Origin of the sequence: Streptomyces rubellomurinus (assembly GCF_000961885.1) — a bacterium.
Taxonomy (GTDB): Bacteria; Actinomycetota; Actinomycetes; order Streptomycetales; family Streptomycetaceae; genus Kitasatospora; species Kitasatospora rubellomurina.
The window spans coordinates 188,348-208,842 of the sequence record NZ_JZKH01000002.1; the positions used below are offsets into that span (position 1 = coordinate 188,348).

The following is a 20,495-nucleotide window of genomic DNA, read 5'->3' on the forward strand; positions in this document are numbered from 1 at the left end:
GTAGACTCCTGGGTCACGTCATGGGGGCTCGTCAAGTCGGCCGTCGAGTCCGTGCCCTTGCAACTGCCCCCGCCAGTGCCACAAGTGTACTGACCGACACAGAGGGGAGGGTCCATGTCGAGTGTGGACGAGGGAGGCCAGAAGCAGCTTGCCGCCGGGCTGCGTCGTCGGAGGCGTGAGGCAGAGGCCAAGCTGACACTACGTCGACGGCTCAATCGCAGCTACGCGGCCTGTTCGGCAACCGTCGCATGCTCCATGCTGGTTGGCTCACTTGCGTCAGTGGTCGCCCCGATCGACGGCACGGTGCAGAAGATCGATGCGGTATGCCTGGTACTGCTCCTCGCGTTCGGCGTAGCCGGCCTGGTGATCAAGAGGTGGGATCACAGGAGCGCGGTACCACGCCTGGTGGACGCCGAGACGCAACTGGAGGTGATCCAGAACGACCTGCGTTGGGTCGAGTCGGGCATCAGCAACTCAGTGACGATCAATCAGAATCTCTACCGTGCAGACATCGCCGGAATCATCGACGGCTTCCAAAGCGGCAGCGACAAGTACCGGCGACGACACAACCGCCTTCAGTCGATCATCATCGTTGCCTCTCTCGGCACTACAACGGTCGCTGCACTCCAGGACGCGGTCCCTGGACATCAGTGGCTGACTGTCGGACTCAGCCTTCTGGTCGGCGGTTCGACCGGCTTCATGGGCTACTACAAGTTTCGCGAGCGGAGTTTCTACCTCCAGCAGTCGGCCGACCAGGTCGAGGCCGAGCACAACGCAATGATCTTGAGTGTTGGGGACTATAGAGGGCTCAGCCAGCCAGAAGCGCTGGCGCGGCTCGTCGAGCGCGTCGAGCAGATTCGAAACGAGCAACGCCGGCGCCAGCAGCAGTTGGACCAACCTGCGGGCGGCCAGGCCCTCGAACCCGGTGAGTAGACACAGGTTGGCCCAGTCACGGGTCCGCTGCCGGCCGCAACGGCACCAGCAGCACTTCGGGATTTCCTCACCGCTGCGATCGAACCTCAGGGGCCACTGCGCCTTACCGACATCACGCCTCAGACTTCGGCAGCGGTGCGTGCGTCCCCCACGGCGAGTGCCCGACGCATCTCCCCATCGCGGCTCGGCGCTTCTCAGCACCTCTCGTCCCTTTCGACGTCGCCGTGTGCACTGATTGTGAAACGATCTTCTCGGAGCCCGGCATTTCTGCAGGTCAGAGGCATGTCCAACCTTTACTACGACCTCTAAAGGGCCCTCCGGCCTGCGGAAACGCAGGTCGGTCCCGCAACGTTTCCGCAGGTCAGGCGTGGTCCTGACCTGCGGAAACGTGTGCGGGTGGGACGCCGGTCAGGAGGCCGGGGTGAACGCGGTCCACGGCTGCGGGCGGGCCAGGGCGAGGCGGGGTTTGGCTTCGGCCCAGTGGCGGACCGCGGTGGCCATCACGGCGGCGGGGTCGGTGACCGGGTGGGTGGGGGTGAAGGGCTCGGTCATCGAGGTGTAGCTCTGGAACATCGCGAGCAGCTTGACGGCTTGGGCCTGGAACAGGGAGAGGTGGCGGTCCGCCAGGGGGAGGAAGAAGCGGTTCCAGCGCTCCGGGGGGACGAGCGGCGGGCGCTCCACCGGGGCGATCCCGTGAGCGGCCCGACAGGAGTTGAGGGTGCTGCAGATGACGTCCAGCAGGGCGGAGAGCGTCAGGCAGGACGGCCCTGCCGCGATCACCTCGGTGCGCGGGGCCCGCGGGGGTTCGGCCAGGGCGGCCGCCGCGATCACTTCGGCGACCTGGTCGACGGGGCTGATCTCGGCGTAGCCGTCCGGGTCGCCGACCACGACGGCGGCCAGGCCGGAGACCAGGGCCTGCAGGATCGTGTAGGGCCCGGAGAAGCGGGCGATCCGCCCGTCCCCGCTGCGGCCGACGACCAGCGGCGGGCGGACCACGGTGAGCGGTCCGGGGTGCTCGGCCCGGGCCAGCTCCTCGCAGCGGGCCTTGGACCACTCGTAGCCGTTGCGGTAGCCCTCGAACTGCGCTCCGCGCAGGTCGCCGGGGTTGCGGGTGCCGCCGACGTAGGCGGTCGAGACGTGCACCAGGTGGGTGTCCCGGTCGGCCAGGGCTAGCACCGCCCGCAGCGGCTCCACGTTGGCGGCGACGGCCTCCGGACGGGTGAGGGTCCAGCGGGTGGTGGCCGCCGCGTGCACGATCACGTCCCAGTGGCCGGCCAGTTCGGGCGGCGGGGGTTCGGCCCCCATCCGCCAGGAGACCGGGCGCTCGGCGGTGGCTCGGCGGGCCACCGGTACCAGCGTGTGGTCCGCCGCCCGCAGCAGACCGCTGACCTCGGCGCCGACCACACCGGTCGCGCCGGTCAAGAGGATTCGCATGGGATGTCCCGGTACGAGGAGGGAATCGGACGAGGTCAGGCGGGGACGAGAACCAGGCAGGCGTTCTGGCCGCCGAATCCGAAGGAGTTGGAGAGGACCGGCCCCGGCGGGATGCCGCGTGGCGCGGAGCGGACCAGGTCCACCAGGTCGGCCTCCGGACTGGTGCCCAGGTTCGCGATCGGAGGCACCTCGCCCCGGGCCGCGCAGAGCAGGCCGAGCGCCGCCTCCAGCGCTCCGGAGCCGCCGATCAGATGGCCCGTCACGCCCTTCATCGCCGTCACGGGCAGCGTCCCGGCGCCGAAGCAGCGTTCGATCGCCCGCGCTTCCGCCCGGTCGTTGAGCACCGTCGAGGTGCCGTGCGCGTTGACGTGACCGATGTCGGCCGGCGCCAGCCCCGCGTCGGCGATCGCGCGCCGCATGCAGCGGGCCGCCATCTCGCCGTTCTCGATCGGGGCGACGATGTGGAAGGCGTCGCAGTTGTCCGCGTACCCCGCCACCTCGCCCAGGATCGCAACACCCCGTGCCAGGGCCGCGTCCCAGCGTTCCAGCACCAGAACCGCAGCCCCCTCGGCCATCACGAAGCCGTCCCGGTCCGCGTCGAACGGGCGGCTGGCGAGGGCCGGTTCGCCGTTGCGGGCCGACATCGCCCGCATCTTCGCGAACGCGCCGACGATCACCGTGGTCACCGGCGCGTCCACTCCTCCCGCCACCGCCGCGTCCAGCTCGCCGTAGCGGATCCGCCGGGCCGCCTCGCCGATCGCCGTGGTGCCGCTGGCGCACGCCGAGGAGTACGTGGTGCAGGGGCCGCGGAAGCCGTAGCGCAGGGCCAGCCGGGAGGCCGCCGAGTTCGCCATGGTGCGCGGCACGGTGTGCACGGGCAGGCCGCCGGGGCTGTCCCAGTGGTCCGTGGTCACCTGCTCCATGCTGGCCAGACCGCCCATGCCGGTGCCGACCTGCACGCCCACCCGCTCCGGCGGCGGGCCGCCGCCCTCGGTGAGCCCCGCCGCGGTCACGGCGTCGGAGGCCGCGCACAGCAGCAGGGTCGCGGCCCGGTCGATCTGCCGGGCCTCACGGCGGGTCAGGTACGCGTCGACGTCGAACGGCGGCACCAGCGAGGCGATGGTCACCGAGACGCCCCGCTCCACCAGGAGGTCGACGACCCCGGCGGTGGGCCGGGCCTTGAGCACCGACTCGTAGGCCTCCTGCACACCGGTGCCCACCGGACACTTCACCCCGATCCCGGTGACCGCCACCCGGTGGCCGCCGTCCGGACGCCTGGAACCCCGACTCGCCGTCACCGGGCCTCCGCCGTCCGGAGCGTGAGCAGGTCGATCGCCTGGCCGACGTCCTCGGCCCGGGTCAGGTCCTCGACCTCGATCCGCAGGGCCAGCGCGCGTTCCAGGCGGGAGCCGATCTCCATCAGCTCCAGGCTGTCGATGCCGTGGTCGGCCACCAGGCTGGTGCGCTCGTGCACCTCCTCCACCTCCGTGCCGAGCACGTCCGAGATCGTCGTCCTCACCACCAGGGCCAGTTCCTCACGCGTGGGCATGTCCGTCCTTCCTGAGGGTGCGGGTTCATCGGGCGGCCACGGCGGCCAGGGCCTCGTCCAGGATGCCGAGCCCTTCGGCGAGCTCGGCCTCGGTGGCCACCAGCGGCGGCAGCAGCCGGATGGTGGTCGGGCGGCCCAGACAGGGCGAGACCAGCAGGCCGTGGGCGGCGAGTTCGAGCACCGTCGCGCCCGCGTGGGCGGGCGTGTCCAGGTCGACGCCGCGCAGCAGACCCCGCCCCCGCACCTCGCGCACCGTCTCCGGGTGGCGAGTGCGCAGGTCCGCCAGGCCGGAGTCCAGCAGGGCGGAGAGTGCCCGGCCGTGCCCCGCCAGCCGGTCCATCACCTCCAGTGCGGGCGGCAGGGCCGCACAGCTCAGCGGGTGTCCGCCGAAGGTCGCGGAGTGCAGGAACGGATCGGCGTCCAGCGGTGCGTACAGCCGCTCCGAGCAGACCAGGGCCGACAGCGGGACCACGCCGCCGCCGAGCGGCTTGCCCAGCAGCACGCCGTCCACCGGCAGGCCCGCGGCCAGCGCGAGCGAGGGCTCACCGCAGCGGCGCAGGCCGCACTGGATCTCATCGGCGATCACCATCGCCCCGTGCTCCACCGCCGCCGCGCACCACTGGCGCAGCACCTCCACCGGGAGCGGAACCGCACCGTTCTCCCCCTGGACCGGCTCGAACACCAGCGCGGCCACCGGTCCCGCTGCCAGCTCCCGGGCGAGGGCCCGCGCGTCCTGCGGGTCCAGGTGCGCCACCTCCACGGTGCAGCCGCGCAGGCCCACCCGGTAGAGCGGGCTGTGCGTCAGGGCCAGGGCGCCGAGCGACTTCCCGTGGAAGCCGCCGCGCACCGCGAGCACCCGCTCCCTGCCGGTCGCCAGCCGGGCCAGTTTGACCGCGACCTCCACCGCGTCCGAGCCGTTCAGCCCGAAGTGGACCTTCGGCAGGACGTGTCCGAGGTGTGCCGCCAACCGACCGGCCGCATCGGCCGCCACGGGGTTGGCCAGGCTCCGGGTGGCGGTGGGCATGGTGTCCAGCTGCCGGTGGACGGCGGCGAGCACCTCGGGGTGGCGGTGACCGAGCAGGGTGACGGCGTACGAGCCGAAGTCCAGCACCCGGCGCCCGTCGGACAGGGTCACCCTGGCGCCTTCGGCGGCCGTCTCGACCGCACCGCGCCCGGCGAAACCACCGGTCAGCGCGAGCTTCCCGGACAGGTGCCGGCGCACCTGGTCGAACACCTCGGTCGCGGCGGCCGGCGTCATCGGGTCACCGCCGTGACCGGGACGAGCCGGCTGCGCAGCGCGGTCAGCATCTGCTCGGCGTTCTCGCGCAGGGCGTCGGCCGCGATCGGGTTGAGCATCTCCGCGAGCAGCGGGATGCCGATGTCGAAGTCGGCGCAGAGCACCACGAGGCTGCCGCCGTCGGCCGCCTGCCTGACCGCCCAGTGGCCGGAGAACTCGCCCAGGTCTCCGGTGAGTTGGCGGAAGTCGAAACGCCGGGCCGCCGGGTCGATCACCTCCGCTTCGGTCCACCGCAGCACCGAGCCCTCCAGCCGCACCGACCAGGCGGTGGTGCGGTGGCATGCGTCGGTCCGCTCGACCACCACCACCTCGTCCACGCTCTCCATGCAGTGCTGGTACGACTCCACGTCCACCACCGCCGCCCAGACCAGCTCGGGCGGCGCGGCGATCGGCAGTTCCACCTCAACGTGCGGCACGGGACGACCTCTTCGGTTCGGGGAGGGACAGGGGGAGGTGTTCGGCCGCGTGCGGCCCGAGGGCCTTCGCCCTCGCGGCCACCAGGGCCGGGGGGAGCAGCCGGCGCAGCAGGGCCCGCCGCAGCGGGCGGAGGTGCGTCATCGCGTACCACTGCTCGACGAGGTCGCAGCCGAGTTCGACCTTCGGCTGATAGGCGGTCTGGGCGAACCGGATGTGGGTGCACCCCGAGTCGATGGCCAGCCGGATCGCGGCGTGGTGCACCGCGTGGTAGAGCCCGGCCTCGTGGGCGATCCGGTAGTCCAGGCCGATCCGGGCTCCGGTGGCGCCCGTCCCGGCGAACAGGCAGAGGAGGAAGGCCACCAGCCGCTCGCCCTCGAAACAGGCCACCAGTCGGCGCCCGGCCGGCTGCCCGCTGTGGACGGCGGCCAGGAAGTCGGCGTCCAGTACGTCCAGCCGCTGTTCGGCCCGATCCATCACCTGCCGGTACAGCCCGAGCATCTCCGGCAGCAGGTGTGCGAAGTCCTCCAGCACCTCCGTCCGCAGCCCGGGCCAGGCCGCCGCCCGCCGCAGTTTGCTGCGCGCGTTGCGCCGCGCCTTGGCCGGCAGTCGGGTCAGGTAGTCCTCGAACCCTCCCGGGCCCAAGCGGAGTTCGGTGTCCGGGAGGGCGGGCAGGAAGAAGAAGCCGGCGCCGGCCAGGGAGGGCCGCAGCGCCGCCAGTTCGACGGGCGCGAAGTCCTTGAACACCACGGTGCCGAGCCCTTCGCGGCGGGCCAGCGCCAGCGCTCCGCCGATCAGCGCGTCGAGGGCCGGCGCCGGCAGCTGCCGGCCGGTCAGCAGGTGTCCCTGGCCGAGCAGGTGGCCGCAGAACAGCATGGGAACCCGCAGCAGGCCGGGGAGCAGGCGTCGCAGGGGGGCGAGGCGGCGCCGGACGTCCGCCCCGAGCACCTCGTCCAGCCGCAGCCGGGAGAACAGGCTGACCGGCAGCACCGCGAGCGCCCCCGTCTCCTCGGGGGCGTCCTGACGGAGCACCAGGTAGGCGTACCCGTCCGGCCCGATCGCGGACACCTCCATCGCGCGCAGCACGTCGCGCGACCACATCGGGTCGCCCGGCGGCGCCAGGCGCTCCCACAGCCCCTCCGGGAGCGCGTCGACGCCGCGCACCACCTCGACCCGGTAGTCGGCCGCGGCTTCCACCCCCGTCATCCGATCCGCAGCGGACGGCCGTCGAGGTATTCGCGCAGCGGGCCGGCCATCCGTGCCCGGGCGGGCGGGTGGAAGCCGAGTGCCCCCGCCGCCGAGGCCAGGTAACTGCCCTCGGTCGAGCCGACGAACGCCATACCGCCCAGGGCGGCCAGGCAGCTGCGGCTGGTGCGGGCGATGGCGTCCTCCGCCGCGTAGCGGGCCATCAGCGCGGCCACCAGCAGGCCGTCGTCCCAGGGCTGGAGGCGGTCCGCCATCGCCCGGGCCACCGACTCCACCGCGAGCATCGCGGCCTCCACCTCCGCCAGGGGCCCGGTCGGGTCCTGCGGGGGGCCGCCGGGCTTGGTCAGCGCCCGCTCCACCAGTGCGCTGGCCACGCCCAGGTAGCCGGCCGTCAGCAGCAGCTCGAACCAGAGGAAGCCCGCCGTGTTGAGGTCGTCGGGTACCGCGTCGGCCGTGACCTCGGTGACCAGGACCATCTCCTGGTCGACCTCGACCTCGGTCAGCACCACCTCCTCGCTCTCCGCGCCGGCCAGCACCGTGTTGCGCCAGAACGGTCGCACCTCGATGCCCGGCGTGGCGGCGGGGACCAGCGCGACGGCCAGCCGCTCGACGCCGTCCTCGTCCGCGAGCAGCACCGAGGCCGTCAGCAGGTCCATCGAACGGGACAGGCTGCACGGCATCTTGCTGCCGTTCAGCACCACCCGCTCCCCCCGGCGACGGGCGGTGATGTGCGGCTTGAGGATGTTCTGGCCGGCCCGGCCCTCCGCGAAGGCGGAGGCCAGGAGCAGGCCGTCGGCGGCGATCGAGGCGAGCACCTGCTCCTCCGGAGCGCCCGGAGAGGCGGAGCGGACCAGTCCGGCCACCGAGAAGTGGTGCATGGTGGTGGCCACCGCCAGCGAGGGGCAGCGGGCCCCGACCGCACGCTGGACGCGCACCGCCTCCAGGGCGCTCACGCCCTTGCCGCCCAGGGCACGGGGCACCAGCAGGCCGGGGCCGCCGGCCGCGCGGAACGCGCCGATCGCCGGGCTGGGGGTGCTCTCCAGGCGCTCCAGGGGGTGGGCTGCCAGAGCGGCGTCCAAGCCGGGCAGGTGGGTCTCCAGGGCGGCACGTTCACGCTGCAGGAATTGCACGGGACCGGTTCCTCCAAGGACGGTGATCGGGACTGCGGGGGCGGGTCAGCCGGCCAGGGCCAGCGGGAGGCGGGTGAAGCCGCGCAGACCGTCGCCGGTGCGCCGGGTCGGCGGGCCGGACGGCGTCAGTCGCGGTAAACGGTGCAGTAGTTGGCGCAGCAGGACGGCTCCCTCCAGCCGGGCCAGCGCGGTGCCCACGCAGTAGTGCGCGCCCGCGCTGAAGCTCAGCACCCGGCCGTCCTGCCGTCCGATCGTGAAGGCGTCCGGGTCCGCGAACACCTCGGGGTCCCGGTGGGCGGCCGCCATGACCGCGATGACGCTGGCTCCGGCCGGCAGGGGGACCCCGGCGACCTCCGTGGCCCGTGCCGTGATCCGTTCCGTCATCGGTACCGGAGCGTCCCAGCGCAGCGACTCCTCCAGCGCGGCCGGCACCAGCTCGGGCCGACGCCGCAGCAAGGCCCACTGCTCTGGATGGCTGAGCAGGGCGTGCACCGCCATCCCGAGCATCGCGGCGGTGGTCTCGAAGCCGGCGGCGAACATCAGGACCAGCACATCGACGAGTTCGTCGTCCGTCAGCCCGGCGCTGTCCGTCAGGGGGCCCATGGCCAAGGCCGAGGCGAGGTCGTCGGCAGGCCGGGAACGGCGTTCGTGCAGCAGTCCGGCGAAGTACGTCCGCAGCCCTCCCACCCCCCGGTCGGCCCGAGCCCAGTCCTCCGGGGTGCGGACGGGCTCCAGCAGCCGGGCGGCATCGTCACCGAGCAGGCTCAGGCCCTGCTGATCCGCACGCGGCACGCCGATCAGCTCGCCGACCATCGCGACCGGAAGGGGCAACGCGACCAACTCGTAGAAGTCCGCGACCGCGCCGCCGGCGGCGGCCTCCGCGAAGGCGTCCAGCAGTTCGGCGCCGAGCTCCTCCACCCTGGCCCGCAGTGCGGCGACCCGGCGGGCGCTCAGCTCCCGGACCACCAGGCGGCGGAGTCGATCATGGGCGTCGTGGTTGGTGGCCAGCATCGAGGAGTAGAAGAAGTCGGCGGCCGGGCGACCGATGCCTTCCGGAATTCTCCGCTCGCACCATTCCCGGTCGGGCACCAGGAAGTCGGGGCCGGTGAGAACGGCCTGGCAGCCTGCGAAAGTGGTCAAGAAATGCGAGCTGATCGTCACACTGTAGTAAACCGGCGCCACCTCCCGGAGTCCGGCCAGGGCGGGATAGGGATTGTCCCTGCCCTCCGGGGCAAAAACCGATAAAAGGATCTTCTCTGGATTCAACAGTCCAGCCTTGGGTCCGATCAACGGAAAAGACGGCTTCCACCCGCCCTTCCCACGATACCCGTGCAGCATATATCGGAGATTCCGACACTCGCTCAACCGGGCCATTCCAAAGGAATATGATCGTCAGTTCGAGCACATTCCAAACCGATATCGTCACGGCCGGCAAACTCGATACCGCGGAGACCGCGTTGCTCCGGGCCGGCCGGCGGACGACGGCCGGGTGAGCGGCGGGCCGGGCCGGTCAGTGTTCCGGGGTGAGGGCCAGGACGGCGAGGTCGTCGGCGAGGAGGCCGGCGAACTGGTGGACGTCCTGGGCGAGGAAGGAGACCACCCGGTCGGGGGTGGTGTCGCCGAAGGCGGTGAGGCGGGTGGCGAGCGGGTAGAAGGTGCCGGTGGCGTCGCGGGCCTCGCTGACGCCGTCGGTGTAGAGCAGGACGGTGTGGCCCGGGGGCAGCACGACGACGGTGGGTTTGCCGCGTTCGTCGGGCGGGCCGAGGTGGCCGAGGCCGAGCGGCAGCTCGTCGGCGCAGGACACCGGGGTGATGGCGCCCCCGGCGAGCAGCAGCGGGGTGGTGTGGCCGCGGTTGACGATCTCGACGCAGTCGGCGCCGGGCCGGTACTGGAGGAGGACGGCGGTGGCGAAGAGCTCGTCGTCGCCGCGGTCGGTGGCGTCGCGCAGGACGGCGCGGTCGAGCTGGTCGGCGAGGTCGACCAGGCCGGGGGTGTCGTGCGCGGCGGCCCGGAAGGCGCCGAGCACGTCGGCGACGGTACGGACCGCGCCGAGCCCCTTGCCCCGGACGTCGCCGAGCAGGACCCGGACGCCGAAGCGGGTGTCGCACACCTCGTACAGGTCGCCGCCGACCAGCACCTCCGCCTGGGCGGGGCGGTAGAGCCCGGCGACCCGCAGGCCGCCGGCCCGCTCGGGGACGGGCCGCAGCACGGTGCGCTGCAGGGTCTCGGCGACGGTGCGGGCCTGCAGCAGGTTGCGGTTCTGCCGGATGCGCTGCCAGGCCAGCGCGGTGCCCATCACGCCGGAGAGCAGGGTGGCGATGTAGACCCAGACGTGGTGCTGCTCGTTGATGTGCCCGGCCCGCAGGGCGAGCAGGATCTGCAGGGCGAGGGCCCCCGCGGTGGTGGCGGCGGTGAGCGCCGGGCCGTAGCTGAAGGCGGCGACCACGGGCAGGGCGGTGAGCAGGAAGCCGGCGGCCACGGCGTCCGGGACGACGGCCTCGATGAGCAGGTCGAGCAGCAGGAGGGCCACCGGCAGCCAGGGCACCCAGCGCGGCACCCGGGGCGGCTCGACCACGGGGGGCGGCGGGCGGCTTGGTGCGGGCACGGCGGGGACCTCCTGGCCGACCGGTCCGGCCGCCGGGCCGGACAGGGCCCGGTACGACCGGTTCGTCCCTCCATGCTCCCCCACCGCCGCCCCGGCCACGAGCGGCCGGACGGCCCGGTGCCCGGGACCGGGTCGGCCTCGGGCACCGGGCGTCCGGGGGTGGTCAGCGCACGGTCACCGGCAGGGTCTCGTAGCCGCGCAGCACCAGCCGGTCCCGCCGGGTGGGGACGCCGCCGGGGGCGAGCCGGGGGAAGCGGTCCAGCAGGGCGGGCACCGCGATCTCGCCCTCCAGCCGGGCCAGCTGGGAGCCCAGGCAGAAGTGCTGGCCGCCGCCGAAGCTGAGCGGCTGGCTGTCCGTGCGGGCCGGGTCGAACACCTCGGGGCGGTCGTACCGGGCCGGGTCGTGGTTGGCCGAGCCGATCAGCACGGTCACCGTGCTGCCGGGCGGGACGGGCAGGCCGTCGACGGCCAGGCCCTCCTCCAGCGCGACCCGGACGGTGGCCTGGACCGGGGAGTCGAAGCGCAGCACCTCGTCGGTGAACAGGGCCGGGGAGACGGCGCCGCTGCGCAGCCCCTCGGCCACCTCCGGGTGGCGGAAGAGCAGGGCGAGGCCGTTGCCGAGCAGGTTGGTGGTGGTCTCGAAGCCGCCCACCAGCAGCAGCACCAGGTTGGCCAGCAGTTCCTCGGCGGAGAGCCGGCCGTCGTCCTCGGCGGCGATCCGGGCCAGGTCGGTCACCAGGTCGTCCTGCGGGCGGGCGAGGCGTTCGGCGGCCAGCTCGGTGAAGTACCGGGTCATCTCCTCGGCCGCCGCGTCCGCCGGGCCCAGTTCGTCGAGGTCCTTGAGGACCTCCAGGGCGACGGTCAGGTCGGAGGTGAGGCCGCGGAAGCGGTAGCGGTCCTGGTCGGGGACGCCGAGCAGCTCGCATATCACGCCGACCGGCAGCCGGAAGGCGAAGGCGTCCATGAAGTCGACGGGCGAGCCGTCCGCACCCTGCTCGGCCATCTCGTCGAGCAGCCGGCCGACCGCCGTCTCCACGGCCGGGCGCAGCGCGGCGACCCGGCGGGCGTTGAACACCGAGGCGATCAGCGCCCGGACCCGGGGCTGGTCGGGGGCGTTGCGCTGGAGGATCGAGCGGCCGAACAGGGCGAGCGAGGAGTGCGTCGCCAGCTCGGGAGCGGTGCCCGCCATCATCTCGGCGGTCGCCACGCCGAAGCCGGGGGTGCGCAGCACCTTGTTGACCGCCTCGTAGCCGCTCACCACGAACATGCCGTCCCCGGCCGGGGCGATCGGGCCCAGCGCGCGGGCCTTCCCGTACAGCGGGTACGGATCGGCCCTGACCTCCGTGGTCATGAGCTGTTCGATGATCGTCGCGCCGTCCATCCGGCACTCCCCTCCGAGACGATGGTTCCGGTTCCTGAACCGTCACCGGGCCCGGCGGAGTTCCCGTGCCGTTCACGCCGCTGCCACGGCGCCGCCACGCCGGGTGGGGCGGCGGGCGGCTCGGTAGGCTGGTCGGCATGGAGATCTGGATCAACCCCCGTTGCAGCAAGTGCCGGACGGCGCTGAGCGAGCTGAACACCCACGGGGTCGAGTACACCGTGCGCCGCTACCTGGAGGACCCGCCGACCGTCGCCGAGCTGGAGCAGGTGCTGGAGCGCCTGGGCCTGGAGCCGTGGGACATCACCCGCATCGACGAGGCGACCGCCCGGGAGCTGGCGATGCGGCAGTGGGGCCGGGAGCCGGGCGACCGGGCGCGCTGGATCGCCGCGCTGGCCGAGCACCCCGTGCTGATCCAGCGGCCGATCATCACCGCGGACGACGGGCACGCCGTGGTGGCCCGTACGCCGGAGGCGCTGAAGTCCGTCCTGCCGTAGCGGCCCCCGGGGAGCGGTCAGTGCAGCTGGATCCGCTCCACCGGCCGGCCCGGGTGCCAGTTGAGGACCCAGAGGTGGTCGCCCTCCAGGCTGGTGTGCACGACCTGCCGCAGGTCCAGCCGGAACAGGTGGAACGGGGTGGGCGGCGGCTCGGGCAACTCGGCGGCGAAGGCGAGGAGTTCGACCTCGTCGGTGACCTCGACCGCGAGGCCGGCGATCTTGGAGTCGCCGCCCTCCATGGTCTCGTTCCCCGGGTGGGAGTGCAGCGCGAAGCGGCCGTCCCGCTGGAGGTCGCGGGCCTTGACCGCGTGGTACATGGAGCCGAGCCAGAGGTCGGCGCCGACGAATTCGACCTCCGTACCGCTCACCCGGGGTGAACCGTCCTTGCGCAGCGTCGCCAGGACGTGGTGCTTCTCGGCCTCGAACCGGGCCCGCACCAGGGCCGCGAGTTCGGGTGCCTGCTGCTCGAAATCCTGCCAGGTAGCCATGGCGCCAGTCTGGCACCCGCCACTGACAAACGCCGGGGACGAACGCCGGGGACGAACCGGCGCCGGGCGGCTGTCGGTGGCCGGTGCCACACTGGCCCGGTGACCACCACGACCACGACCACGACCACCTACATCGCGTTCCTGCGGGCCATCAACGTCGGCGGCCGGACGGTGAAGATGGAGCGGCTACGGGCGCTCTTCGCCGAGTTGGGGCTGGGCGGCGTCCGCTCGTACATCCAGAGCGGCAACGTCTTCTTCACCTCCGACGCCACCGACGGACCGGGCCGCGCCGCGCTGACCGCGCGGATCGAGGAGCACCTGGAGCGCGAGCTCGGCTACCCGGTGCCGGTGATGCTGCGGACGGTCGACGAGGTCGCCGCGCTGCTCGCCGCCGAGCCGTTCCGGGGCGTCGAGGTGACGCCGGACGTCCGGCTGGTGATCGCCTTCCTGTCGGAGCCGCTGCCGGCCGAGCTGGCGCGCCCGCACCGCTCGCCGAAGGGCGACGTCGAGGTGCTGGGCGCCGATCCGGGGGCCGCGTACCTGGTGATCCACCTGCGGGACGGCAAGTGGGTCACCAAGGAGGTGTTCGACAAGTCCTACCGGGGGTCGGTCACCTCGCGCTTCCTGCACACCACGGAGAAGATCCTGGCCGCCGCCCGCAAGGGCTGACGACCGGGGCGCGGGCCCCAGCGCTCGGAACCGCGCGGAACCGCCCGGGCCGGGCGGGCGTCTGTCGCTCAGTGAGGTACTCCCCCGGCGCCGGCGCACGGCGCGAGCTGGACACTCCGAGTCGGCCGAGCCGACAATCGGGCCATGACGCCTGCTGAGTTCCACACCGGTGCGGTCCGGCCGTCCGACGCCGAACGGGACGAGGCACTCGGGGTGCTCAAGGACGGCGCGGGCAGCGGGCGGCTCTCGCACGACACCTTCCTCGGCCGGATGGAGATCGTCCTGCGCGCCGACAGCCGGGGCGAGTTGGACGCCGCGCTGGCCGGGCTGCCCGCCGGCGGCCCGGTCGAACGCTTCGTGCTGCGGACGGTCGGCCGGTTCTCCGCCTTCGGCGACCGGCTGGGGCGGGCCTGGCGCACCGAGCGGCTGCCCGGGCTGAGCCTCCCGCAGGTCGGTGCCGGGCAGTTGACGATCGGTCGGCTGCCCGGCTCGGGCCTGCGGCTGCACGACCCCTCGGTCTCCCGCCGGCACGCCGAACTGCGGCAGGAGGACGGCGACTGGGTGCTGTACGACCTCGGCTCGACCAACGGCACGCACGTCAACGGGCGCCGGATCGCCGGAGCCGTCCGGGTCCGCCCGGGCGACCAGGTGCGGTTCGGCAACCTGGAGTTCCGGATCGCCGCGGGCTGAGCGCAGCCGTCGCCGGGAGCCGGCGACCGCCCGGCTCAGTGCGGGAACTGCCGGCGCGGCCGCTGCCGGGGCAGCTCGTCCTGGAACTCCGCGATGGCGGTGGCGATCTGGCGCATCAGCACGGTGTGCTCCAGCCGGTCCAGGTAGCGGTTCTCGGCGGCCAGCGCCTCGACCGTCACGCCGAAGTAGAGCGTCATCAGCGGGTTGATGAAGAGCTGCTCGCCCCTCGTCCGCTCGGTGAACCGGACGTCGCCGAACTCGCCGCGCAGCGCGGCCGCCACCGAGCCGTTGACGATGCTGGGGTGCTCGGGGAAGGCGGCCCGGGCGTGCTCGACGGCGTCCAGGTAGAGCGCGCCCTCGCGGCTGTCGCGCGGGACGGAGAAGGCGCCGAGGTAGCCGCCGGCCCGGTCGATCGCGGCCAGGTTCTCCAGCACCAGCGAGTGGTTGACGCCGTGGTGGGCGTCGACGCCGAAGCCCAGGCAGGCGACCAACCGCTCCGGGACCTCGGTCAGGCCGGCCACCGCGGCCAGGCTGGCCATGTCCTCCTCGGGGGTGCCGAGGCCGATCTCGTCGCCGCGCATCAGGATGTCGGTGCCGCCGTCGACCAGCAGGATCACGTCCACGCCCAGGTGGTCGACCAGCCGCCGGTACGCCTCGCGCAGCGGCTGGACGCCCACCGTCGGGAAGGCCCACACGGTGTCGGGCAGGCCGTGCAGCCGCAGCCAGCGGGCCAGCGTGCGCTCGGGGAAGTAGCCCTCGGGGGCGGGGGTGTCCGGCCGGATCCGGGCCAGGTCGGGCTCGTGCCACACCTCGCCGGGCAGGCCGTAGAGGTGGGTGAAGGAGAGGTTGGCCAGGTGCACCTCCCTGCCGGCGGCGCGCAGGGCGAGGGCGATCGGGAGGCCGGCGTACACGTCGAATCCGCCGCCGGCCCCGGCCACGAGGATGCGCTCGGCGGCCAGCAGCCGGGTGATCAGCGGGGGTTGCAGCAGAGAGGTCACCGGCGGACGGTAGCACCGCCGGCGCTTCGACGATCTCCGTCCAGCGGTTGGCATATGCCCCCGACTCGTGCCACGCGCGTAGATCGACGGGCCGCGAAAAGACCCCGCGCTCAGTCGGTGCCGTGCCCGGGGTTGCCGGACGAGAGCTCGCCGAACGGGAAGCCGATGGACCGCAGACCCGCGGCCGGGAGGTCGTCCGAGGCCCGGGCGGGAACGCCGGGCGCGAGGTCACCGGGCACGAGGTCACCGGGCACGAGGTCGCCGGGCGAGCCCCAGAGCCGCGCGGTGCAGCGCTGGTAGGTGGCCTGCCAGTGCGGCCAGTTGCGCGCCACGTCGTCGTCGCACTCGGCCAGTAGCCGCTCGATCTGCTCCTGGTCGACGCCGTCCAGCAGCCAGGCCAGCGCGTCCGGCGTGCCGGGGCCGTCCGCCGAGCACAGCAGGTCCAGCAGCTCGCCCAGCCCGCCGAGCCGGGAGCCCTCCGTGAACACGAGCTCCATCCGGGGCAGCAGTTGGCGCTCCTCGATCCGCAGGTGGGTCTCCAGCCGGGCGGCCAGGTCCTCCATCGCGTAGGCGACCGGCCAGGCGCTGCCGGTGTCCCGGGTGGCGATCCGGACCAGCGTGGTGACCCGGGTGAACGAGTGGTCCAGCGCGTGGTGGTCGTCCTCCAGCCAGTTGAGCAGCAGCCGCAGCTCGGGCGCGAAGCGGCGCACGATCGGCCAGATCCGGGTGTCCTGCTGCTCGTGGTGGCAGGTGAGCATCGCGGTCATGAAGTTCCAGTGCCGCAGCAGCGCCTCGCCCTGGTCGTCCTCCCCGGGCTGGAGCAGCCGCAGCGCGTTGGGCAGCCGGGCGAGGTCGCGCCGCAGCGCGGCGTGCACCAGCCGCAGCCCGGCGAACCGCATGGTCGCCGGCTCCTCGTCGGCGTCGTGCCCGTACGCGCTCGCGCCCCGGGCCTCGGCCCCGGACTGCGACCGCTGCTCGGGCACGGACGGGGACGGCTGCGGCAGGAGGTGGATCGGCATGGCACTCTCTTCACGGCTGGCGGGCGGATGGGGGCTGCCGGTGGTGAGGCGGCCCCATCCAAGGTGCTCGCAGTCGATCAGAAGCGAATCAATGTCCGATTGACGCGCAGGTCACAGGCGTTTTCCGGCACCCGGGCGGGGCGCGCGGGACGGGCCCGAGCGGGGGTTCCGGGCCGGCGCCGGACCCGCGTCCGGGCACGCGAAAGCCCGGGGCACACGCGGTGCCCCGGGCCGTCTGATCAGCGGGCCGTCTGGTCGGCGGACCGGACGGGTCAGTCGGCGGCCGGCCCCGCCAGCTGCTTGGTCAGCCACTGCAGCGTGTCCGGGATCATCTTCTTGAAGTCCGAGGTCAGGTGCTTGCCGCCCGGCTGCTCGTAGTACTCGATGGACACCGGCGCGACGGCCTTCTTCACCCAGTTCGTGACCACGGCCTTCTCGTAGCCGTTGGCACCGCCCGCCGTGACGTACATCTTCACGTCGGCCTTGCCCTGGGTGACCAGGATGTCGGGGTTGTTGGCCGCCTTCTCGGCGTCGTGGCCCTTCCACAGCCCGGAGTCCGGGATGAAGTAGCCGTCGATCGGCACCGCGGCCTTGTAGACGTTGGGGTACTGCAGGGCGAGCTTGGCGCTGCAGAAGCCGCCGGTGGAGGCCCCCATGATGCCCCAGCCGTCGCGGCCCTTCACGGTACGGAAGTTGGCGCGGACGAAGTCCGGGATGTCCTCGGCCATCCAGGTACCCATCTTGGGCTGGCCCGGGATGTCGGAGCAGTCCAGCGCGTTCTTCTCGTCGCTGTTGAAGTTCTGCACCGGCATGATCATGATGAACGGGTGGGCCTTGCCGTCCTTGACCAGCCGCTCGTCCTCCTCCTGGATCGGCAGCTGGTTGTCGGTCCAGGTGTTGTAGCCGTTGCTCTGGCCGCCCGCGTAGAGGGTGAGCACCGGGAAGCCGGTCTTGGCGTACTTGGGGTCGTTGTACTCGGGCGGCAGCCAGACCCAGACCTGGCCGGTCACGCCGGACTTCGCGCCGGTCACCTTGGTCGAGAAGATCGGGCCCGCGGCGGTGTCCCGGACCTTGTTGAGCGACGCGGCCGGACCGGTGGGCATCAGCACCTTCCCCGAGGCGGCGGCGGTCGTCGCGCCGGCCGCCGGGGTGCCGGCGGGGCTGGTCGGCGCGGCGCTGTCGGCCGCGGCCGGGGTGGCGTCCGCCTTGGCGCCGTCCCCCTTCCCGCCGCCGGAACTCCCCCCGCAGGCCGCGAGCGTGGCGGCCAGGACGAGCGTGGCGGCGCCGGTCAGGAGGGCGCGGTAACGGGACGACTGCCTAAGCACGGTGAGGACTCTCCGACCGATGTCACACCCGGACCGTCTGACCGGGCGGCGGCCCCCCGGTGGGGCCGGACAGGCCCGGAACGCGGTGCTGGTGCGGCCCCCGGGCGACGGTTCGCCCTCCCTTACGGGCGGCGAACCTTCCTGCGATCCTATGACGTGGGTCGGGGCGGGCCGGTTGCGCGGTGGCCACCGGAAATCCAATGTTTGTTCGCGATCAGGTAAAACCCTTCACCTGCCCGCCGTCCGGCGGGGGTCGGACGGCGGGGGTCGGACAGCGGGGGTGGGATGCGGGGGCCGGACGCGGCCGCCGGTACGGGGAACGGCTCGGCGGCGGCCGCACCGGCTACTCGTCGTGCGAGTGCCGGTACCGCGGCGCACCGCCGCCGCCGTCGTCGAGCCGGTAGACGCTGGTGGTCGGCCAGTACTCGCCGTCCTCGGCGGCCGGCAGCTCGACCCGCAGCAGCATCCGCAGCGCGGGCGGCGGGGCGGCGGCGTTGACGCGCTTGCGGTGGCCGTCCCAGCGGCCGCCGCACAGTTCGACGTCGAGGACGAGGGGGCTGGTTCTCATCCCGCGATGGTGGCAGGACCGTCCCCCGATCCGGGGGTTTCAACCGGCCCGGCCACCCCGGGGAGGGACCCTCGTCATCGCCGGACTGACGAGGGCCCCGGAATCTCCCCGCTTCGGCGACGGGACCGCCGCCACCAGCCCTACGGCCGCCAGGTGTCGTTCAGCGTCACCGTGCCCGAGCCGGGCACCGTCGCCGTCCGGTTGGCCCCGGACTCCCAGGTGACCGCGCCGCTCGCGTCCTTGCGCACGTACTTGTACTGGAAGGCGGTGCCGGGCGGCAGCGAGAGCGCCAGCGACCAGACCGGGTAGCCGGACGAGGACAGCGGCAGCGCCTTCGCCGGGTCCCAGCCGCCGAGCGCGGGGACGTCGCCGACCACGTAGATGTTCTGGCCGAGCGAGGTGGTCGCGTTGACGTTGAACGAGGCGCCGGAGACCGTCGCCCCGGGCTGGACGTACAGCGCGACCGCGTCGCCCGCCCCCACCATCGCGGTGAACTGCCCGTTGGCTCCGACCTGGTACGTCGGGCCGGTGCAGCCGCCGCCCGGCTGCGGGTCGCCGTGCTGGACGTCGCAGTAGGTGCCGGCCGGCAGCGCGGTCTGGAAGGTCTGGGTGATCGCGCCGCTCTCGTGGTTGATCGCGACGTAGCCCCGGTTGCCGCGCCCGAAGGCGATCGCGTTGTTGCCGTTGGACCACCAGTCGGTCACCCCGGTGCCCGCGACGGCGTTGCGGAAGCCGACCATGTTGGCGATCTGCCGCCAGGCGTGGGTGCAGTTCCAGCCGTCCTGGTAGCAGGCGTTGACGGTGCCGCCGTTCGGCGGGCCGTCGTCCTTGTTCGTGAAGCCGTAGCCCGAGTAGACGTTGGGCGAGCCGTACGTCGAGGCCAGCAGGAAGACGTTGGCCAGCGTGTAGGTGTTGCCGTAGGTGTAGTTGAGCGTGGAGCCGTTGCGCTCGGTGTCCCAGTTGTCGACGAAGCTGCGGGCCTGGTTGCTCGGCAGGTAGCCCCAGGAGGCGCCCCAGCCGTTGAGGTTGGCGAGCTTGTCGCCGGTGAAGATCCGCTTGAGGTCGGTGCCGACCCGGAACTCGTCGACGTCGCCGTTGCCGGTGTACTCGGTGGGCTGGATCGGCTCGCCGGCGCCGTAGATGACCTCCTGCACCCAGTAGGCGTTCGGGTTGGCCATCCTGGCCTTGATCGCGGCGAGGTCGCCGGCGGCGATGTGCTTGGCGGCGTCGATCCGGTAGCCGTCGACGCCGAGCGAGCCGAGGTCGTCGAGGTAGTGCGCGATGGTGCTCTGGACCTTCGCGCTGCCGGTGTCCAGGTCGGCGAGGTTGACCAGTTCGCAGGTCTGCACGTTGGTGCGGTCCTGGTAGTTGGTGATCGGCTGCCGACAGGCGTGGAAGTCCTGGTCCTGGTACGTGCCGGGGTAGTTGTACTTGGTGTACGCCGTGCCGCCGGTGCCCGTCCCGGAGCCGGCCGACATGTGGTTGACCACCGCGTCGGCGATCACCTTGACACCGGCCGCGTGGCAGGTGTCGACCATGTTCTTGAACGAGGTGCGGTCGCCCAGCCGTCCGGCGATCTGGTAACCGACCGGCTGGTAGGAGGTCCACCACTGCGGGCCCTGGATGTGCTCCTGCGGCGGCGAGACCTCGACGAAGCCGTAGCCCTTGGGGCCGAGGGTGGAGGTGCAGGCCTGCGCGACGGAGTCGAAGCGCCACTCGAAGAGGGTGGCGGTGACGTCCTTGCCGTTGTTCGCGGGCGGGGCGGCCTGGGCGGCGGGGGCGGCGATGCCCGCGGTGAGCGAGAGCGCGAGCGCCGCCGAGGCGGTGAGCGCGCCGGCCAGGCGGGCAGGCCGGCGCGTGGGGGCGGTGGTGACCACATCGTCTCCATGGGGGTGGCTGGGGTGGGGGCAGCCGTTCTCTGCAGGAAGTTTCTGTAACTTGCCGGAAACTTGCAGCGAACCTAGAGGCGCCGGGACACACCGTCAAGGTCAAGGGCGAAACGTTTCCGCTTCGTGCCCGACCGCCCCGCACGGCAGGGCACACGACAGGACAGGAGACAGGACGCACGACAGGACAGGAGAACACGACAAGGGCCCGGCGGCCGTAGCCGCCGGGCCCCTCACCTGTCCTGGTTCACCGGTCCCTCAGGGAGCCGGTGCGACCTCAGCTGGTCTGGATGGAGGTGTCGTCGATCACGAAGCTCGTCTGCAGCGAGGAGTCCTCGACGCCGTTGAACTTCAGGGTGACCGTCTGGCCCGCGTAGGCCGACAGGTCGAAGGTGCGCTGCTGGTAGCC

21 protein-coding genes are annotated in these 20,495 nt (G+C 72.7%); 4 read left to right on the forward strand and 17 right to left on the reverse strand.

Translation table 11 applies throughout. The features are described from left to right. The first annotated feature begins 114 nt into the window (after positions 1-114). Positions 115-933: an SLATT domain-containing protein gene (locus VM95_RS41175; protein WP_157881973.1), complete on the forward strand. Its 819-nt coding sequence runs from the start codon at positions 115-117 to the stop codon at positions 931-933. Positions 934-1,341: 408 nt separating this feature from the next. On the opposite strand, the gene VM95_RS02130 is transcribed toward VM95_RS41175, so the two are convergent. From VM95_RS02130 to VM95_RS02175, 10 genes are all read right to left on the reverse strand, one after another. Further along, a complete protein-coding gene (locus VM95_RS02130) occupies positions 1,342-2,367 on the reverse strand; it encodes an SDR family oxidoreductase (RefSeq protein WP_045692218.1) in 1,026 nt (341 codons plus the stop codon). A gap of 35 nt (positions 2,368-2,402) precedes the next feature. Then, positions 2,403-3,665 carry a beta-ketoacyl-[acyl-carrier-protein] synthase family protein gene (locus tag VM95_RS02135; RefSeq protein ID WP_045692219.1) on the reverse strand — a complete coding sequence of 421 codons (1,263 nt, stop codon included), beginning with the start codon at positions 3,663-3,665 and terminating at the stop codon, positions 2,403-2,405. Then, positions 3,662-3,916 (reverse strand): acyl carrier protein, encoded by a 255-nt coding sequence (locus VM95_RS02140; protein WP_045692220.1) that lies wholly within the window; start codon positions 3,914-3,916, stop codon positions 3,662-3,664. The genes VM95_RS02135 and VM95_RS02140 overlap by 4 nt, the downstream gene beginning before the upstream one ends. A gap of 25 nt (positions 3,917-3,941) precedes the next feature. Further along, positions 3,942-5,174 (reverse strand): aspartate aminotransferase family protein, encoded by a 1,233-nt coding sequence (locus VM95_RS02145; protein WP_045692221.1) that lies wholly within the window; start codon positions 5,172-5,174, stop codon positions 3,942-3,944. Then, entirely contained in the window at positions 5,171-5,629 is a 459-nt protein-coding gene (locus VM95_RS02150; RefSeq protein WP_045692222.1) for a type II toxin-antitoxin system RatA family toxin, read from the reverse strand. Before VM95_RS02150 ends, VM95_RS02145 begins: the two co-directional genes overlap by 4 nt. Next, positions 5,616-6,833, reverse strand: a complete 1,218-nt coding sequence (locus VM95_RS02155) for a GNAT family N-acetyltransferase (RefSeq protein WP_078859521.1) — start codon at positions 6,831-6,833, stop codon at positions 5,616-5,618. The genes VM95_RS02150 and VM95_RS02155 overlap by 14 nt, the downstream gene beginning before the upstream one ends. Continuing rightward, a complete protein-coding gene (locus VM95_RS02160; protein ID WP_045692223.1) occupies positions 6,830-7,963 on the reverse strand; it encodes an acyl-CoA dehydrogenase family protein in 1,134 nt (377 codons plus the stop codon). Before VM95_RS02160 ends, VM95_RS02155 begins: the two co-directional genes overlap by 4 nt. Positions 7,964-8,008: 45 nt before the next feature. Next, the gene (locus VM95_RS02165) at positions 8,009-9,103 is read right to left on the reverse strand and encodes a cytochrome P450 (protein WP_052707094.1); all 1,095 of its coding nucleotides are present in this window, start codon (positions 9,101-9,103) and stop codon (positions 8,009-8,011) included. Positions 9,104-9,473: 370 nt separating this feature from the next. Beyond that, the gene (locus VM95_RS02170) at positions 9,474-10,568 is read right to left on the reverse strand and encodes a PP2C family protein-serine/threonine phosphatase (RefSeq protein ID WP_045692224.1); all 1,095 of its coding nucleotides are present in this window, start codon (positions 10,566-10,568) and stop codon (positions 9,474-9,476) included. Between the two features lie 163 nt (positions 10,569-10,731). Beyond that, on the reverse strand, positions 10,732-11,949 hold the full coding sequence (locus VM95_RS02175; protein ID WP_045692225.1) for a cytochrome P450: 1,218 nt from the start codon (positions 11,947-11,949) through the stop codon (positions 10,732-10,734). A gap of 137 nt (positions 11,950-12,086) precedes the next feature. Here VM95_RS02175 and VM95_RS02180 point away from each other — a divergent pair, with 137 nt between their 5' ends. Next, a complete protein-coding gene (locus VM95_RS02180; protein ID WP_045692266.1) occupies positions 12,087-12,443 on the forward strand; it encodes an ArsC/Spx/MgsR family protein in 357 nt (118 codons plus the stop codon). Positions 12,444-12,460: 17 nt separating this feature from the next. On the opposite strand, the gene VM95_RS02185 is transcribed toward VM95_RS02180, so the two are convergent. Further along, positions 12,461-12,931: a pyridoxamine 5'-phosphate oxidase family protein gene (locus tag VM95_RS02185; protein ID WP_045692226.1), complete on the reverse strand. Its 471-nt coding sequence runs from the start codon at positions 12,929-12,931 to the stop codon at positions 12,461-12,463. A 99-nt stretch (positions 12,932-13,030) separates the two neighbouring features. Here VM95_RS02185 and VM95_RS02190 point away from each other — a divergent pair, with 99 nt between their 5' ends. Together VM95_RS02190 and VM95_RS02195 are read left to right on the forward strand one after the other, a co-directional pair. Then, positions 13,031-13,600, forward strand: coding sequence for a DUF1697 domain-containing protein (locus tag VM95_RS02190; protein WP_078859522.1), 570 nt, complete (start codon positions 13,031-13,033; stop codon positions 13,598-13,600). 144 nt (positions 13,601-13,744) lie between these two features. Then, positions 13,745-14,290 (forward strand): DUF1707 and FHA domain-containing protein, encoded by a 546-nt coding sequence (locus VM95_RS02195; protein WP_045692227.1) that lies wholly within the window; start codon positions 13,745-13,747, stop codon positions 14,288-14,290. A 35-nt stretch (positions 14,291-14,325) separates the two neighbouring features. Here VM95_RS02195 and VM95_RS02200 read toward each other — a convergent pair whose 3' ends face one another. The 6 genes from VM95_RS02200 to VM95_RS44015 all read right to left on the reverse strand — a co-directional run. Continuing rightward, positions 14,326-15,288, reverse strand: coding sequence for a DUF1152 domain-containing protein (locus VM95_RS02200; RefSeq protein ID WP_045692228.1), 963 nt, complete (start codon positions 15,286-15,288; stop codon positions 14,326-14,328). 110 nt (positions 15,289-15,398) lie between these two features. Further along, positions 15,399-16,307, reverse strand: coding sequence for a hemerythrin domain-containing protein (locus VM95_RS02205; RefSeq protein ID WP_045692229.1), 909 nt, complete (start codon positions 16,305-16,307; stop codon positions 15,399-15,401). Positions 16,308-16,579: 272 nt separating this feature from the next. Continuing rightward, positions 16,580-17,632 (reverse strand): alpha/beta hydrolase, encoded by a 1,053-nt coding sequence (locus tag VM95_RS02210; protein ID WP_244178579.1) that lies wholly within the window; start codon positions 17,630-17,632, stop codon positions 16,580-16,582. Positions 17,633-17,975: 343 nt separating this feature from the next. Next, positions 17,976-18,200, reverse strand: a complete 225-nt coding sequence (locus VM95_RS02215; protein WP_045692230.1) for a hypothetical protein — start codon at positions 18,198-18,200, stop codon at positions 17,976-17,978. Positions 18,201-18,340: 140 nt separating this feature from the next. Then, a complete protein-coding gene (locus VM95_RS02220; protein WP_045692231.1) occupies positions 18,341-20,077 on the reverse strand; it encodes a carbohydrate-binding module family 20 domain-containing protein in 1,737 nt (578 codons plus the stop codon). 286 nt (positions 20,078-20,363) lie between these two features. Further along, positions 20,364-20,495, reverse strand: a 132-nt coding sequence (locus tag VM95_RS44015; protein ID WP_244178587.1) for an immune inhibitor A, incomplete at its 5' end; no start/stop codon positions are given.

Excerpts from the sequence above, each read along its gene's own strand:
- VM95_RS02130 (WP_045692218.1), bottom strand. The coding sequence starts at position 2,367 with ATGCGAATCCTCTTGACCGGCGCGACCGGTGTGGTCGGCGCCGAGGTC.
- VM95_RS41175 (WP_157881973.1), top strand. The coding sequence starts at position 115 with ATGTCGAGTGTGGACGAGGGAGGCCAGAAGCAGCTTGCCGCCGGGCTG.
- VM95_RS02180 (WP_045692266.1), top strand. The coding sequence starts at position 12,087 with ATGGAGATCTGGATCAACCCCCGTTGCAGCAAGTGCCGGACGGCGCTG.
- VM95_RS02155 (WP_078859521.1), bottom strand. The coding sequence starts at position 6,833 with ATGACGGGGGTGGAAGCCGCGGCCGACTACCGGGTCGAGGTGGTGCGC.
- VM95_RS02185 (WP_045692226.1), bottom strand. The coding sequence starts at position 12,931 with ATGGCTACCTGGCAGGATTTCGAGCAGCAGGCACCCGAACTCGCGGCC.
- VM95_RS02215 (WP_045692230.1), bottom strand. The coding sequence starts at position 18,200 with ATGAGAACCAGCCCCCTCGTCCTCGACGTCGAACTGTGCGGCGGCCGC.
- VM95_RS02145 (WP_045692221.1), bottom strand. The coding sequence starts at position 5,174 with ATGACGCCGGCCGCCGCGACCGAGGTGTTCGACCAGGTGCGCCGGCAC.
- VM95_RS02195 (WP_045692227.1), top strand. The coding sequence starts at position 13,745 with ATGACGCCTGCTGAGTTCCACACCGGTGCGGTCCGGCCGTCCGACGCC.
- VM95_RS02140 (WP_045692220.1), bottom strand. The coding sequence starts at position 3,916 with ATGCCCACGCGTGAGGAACTGGCCCTGGTGGTGAGGACGACGATCTCG.
- VM95_RS02175 (WP_045692225.1), bottom strand. The coding sequence starts at position 11,949 with ATGGACGGCGCGACGATCATCGAACAGCTCATGACCACGGAGGTCAGG.
- VM95_RS02205 (WP_045692229.1), bottom strand. The coding sequence starts at position 16,307 with ATGCCGATCCACCTCCTGCCGCAGCCGTCCCCGTCCGTGCCCGAGCAG.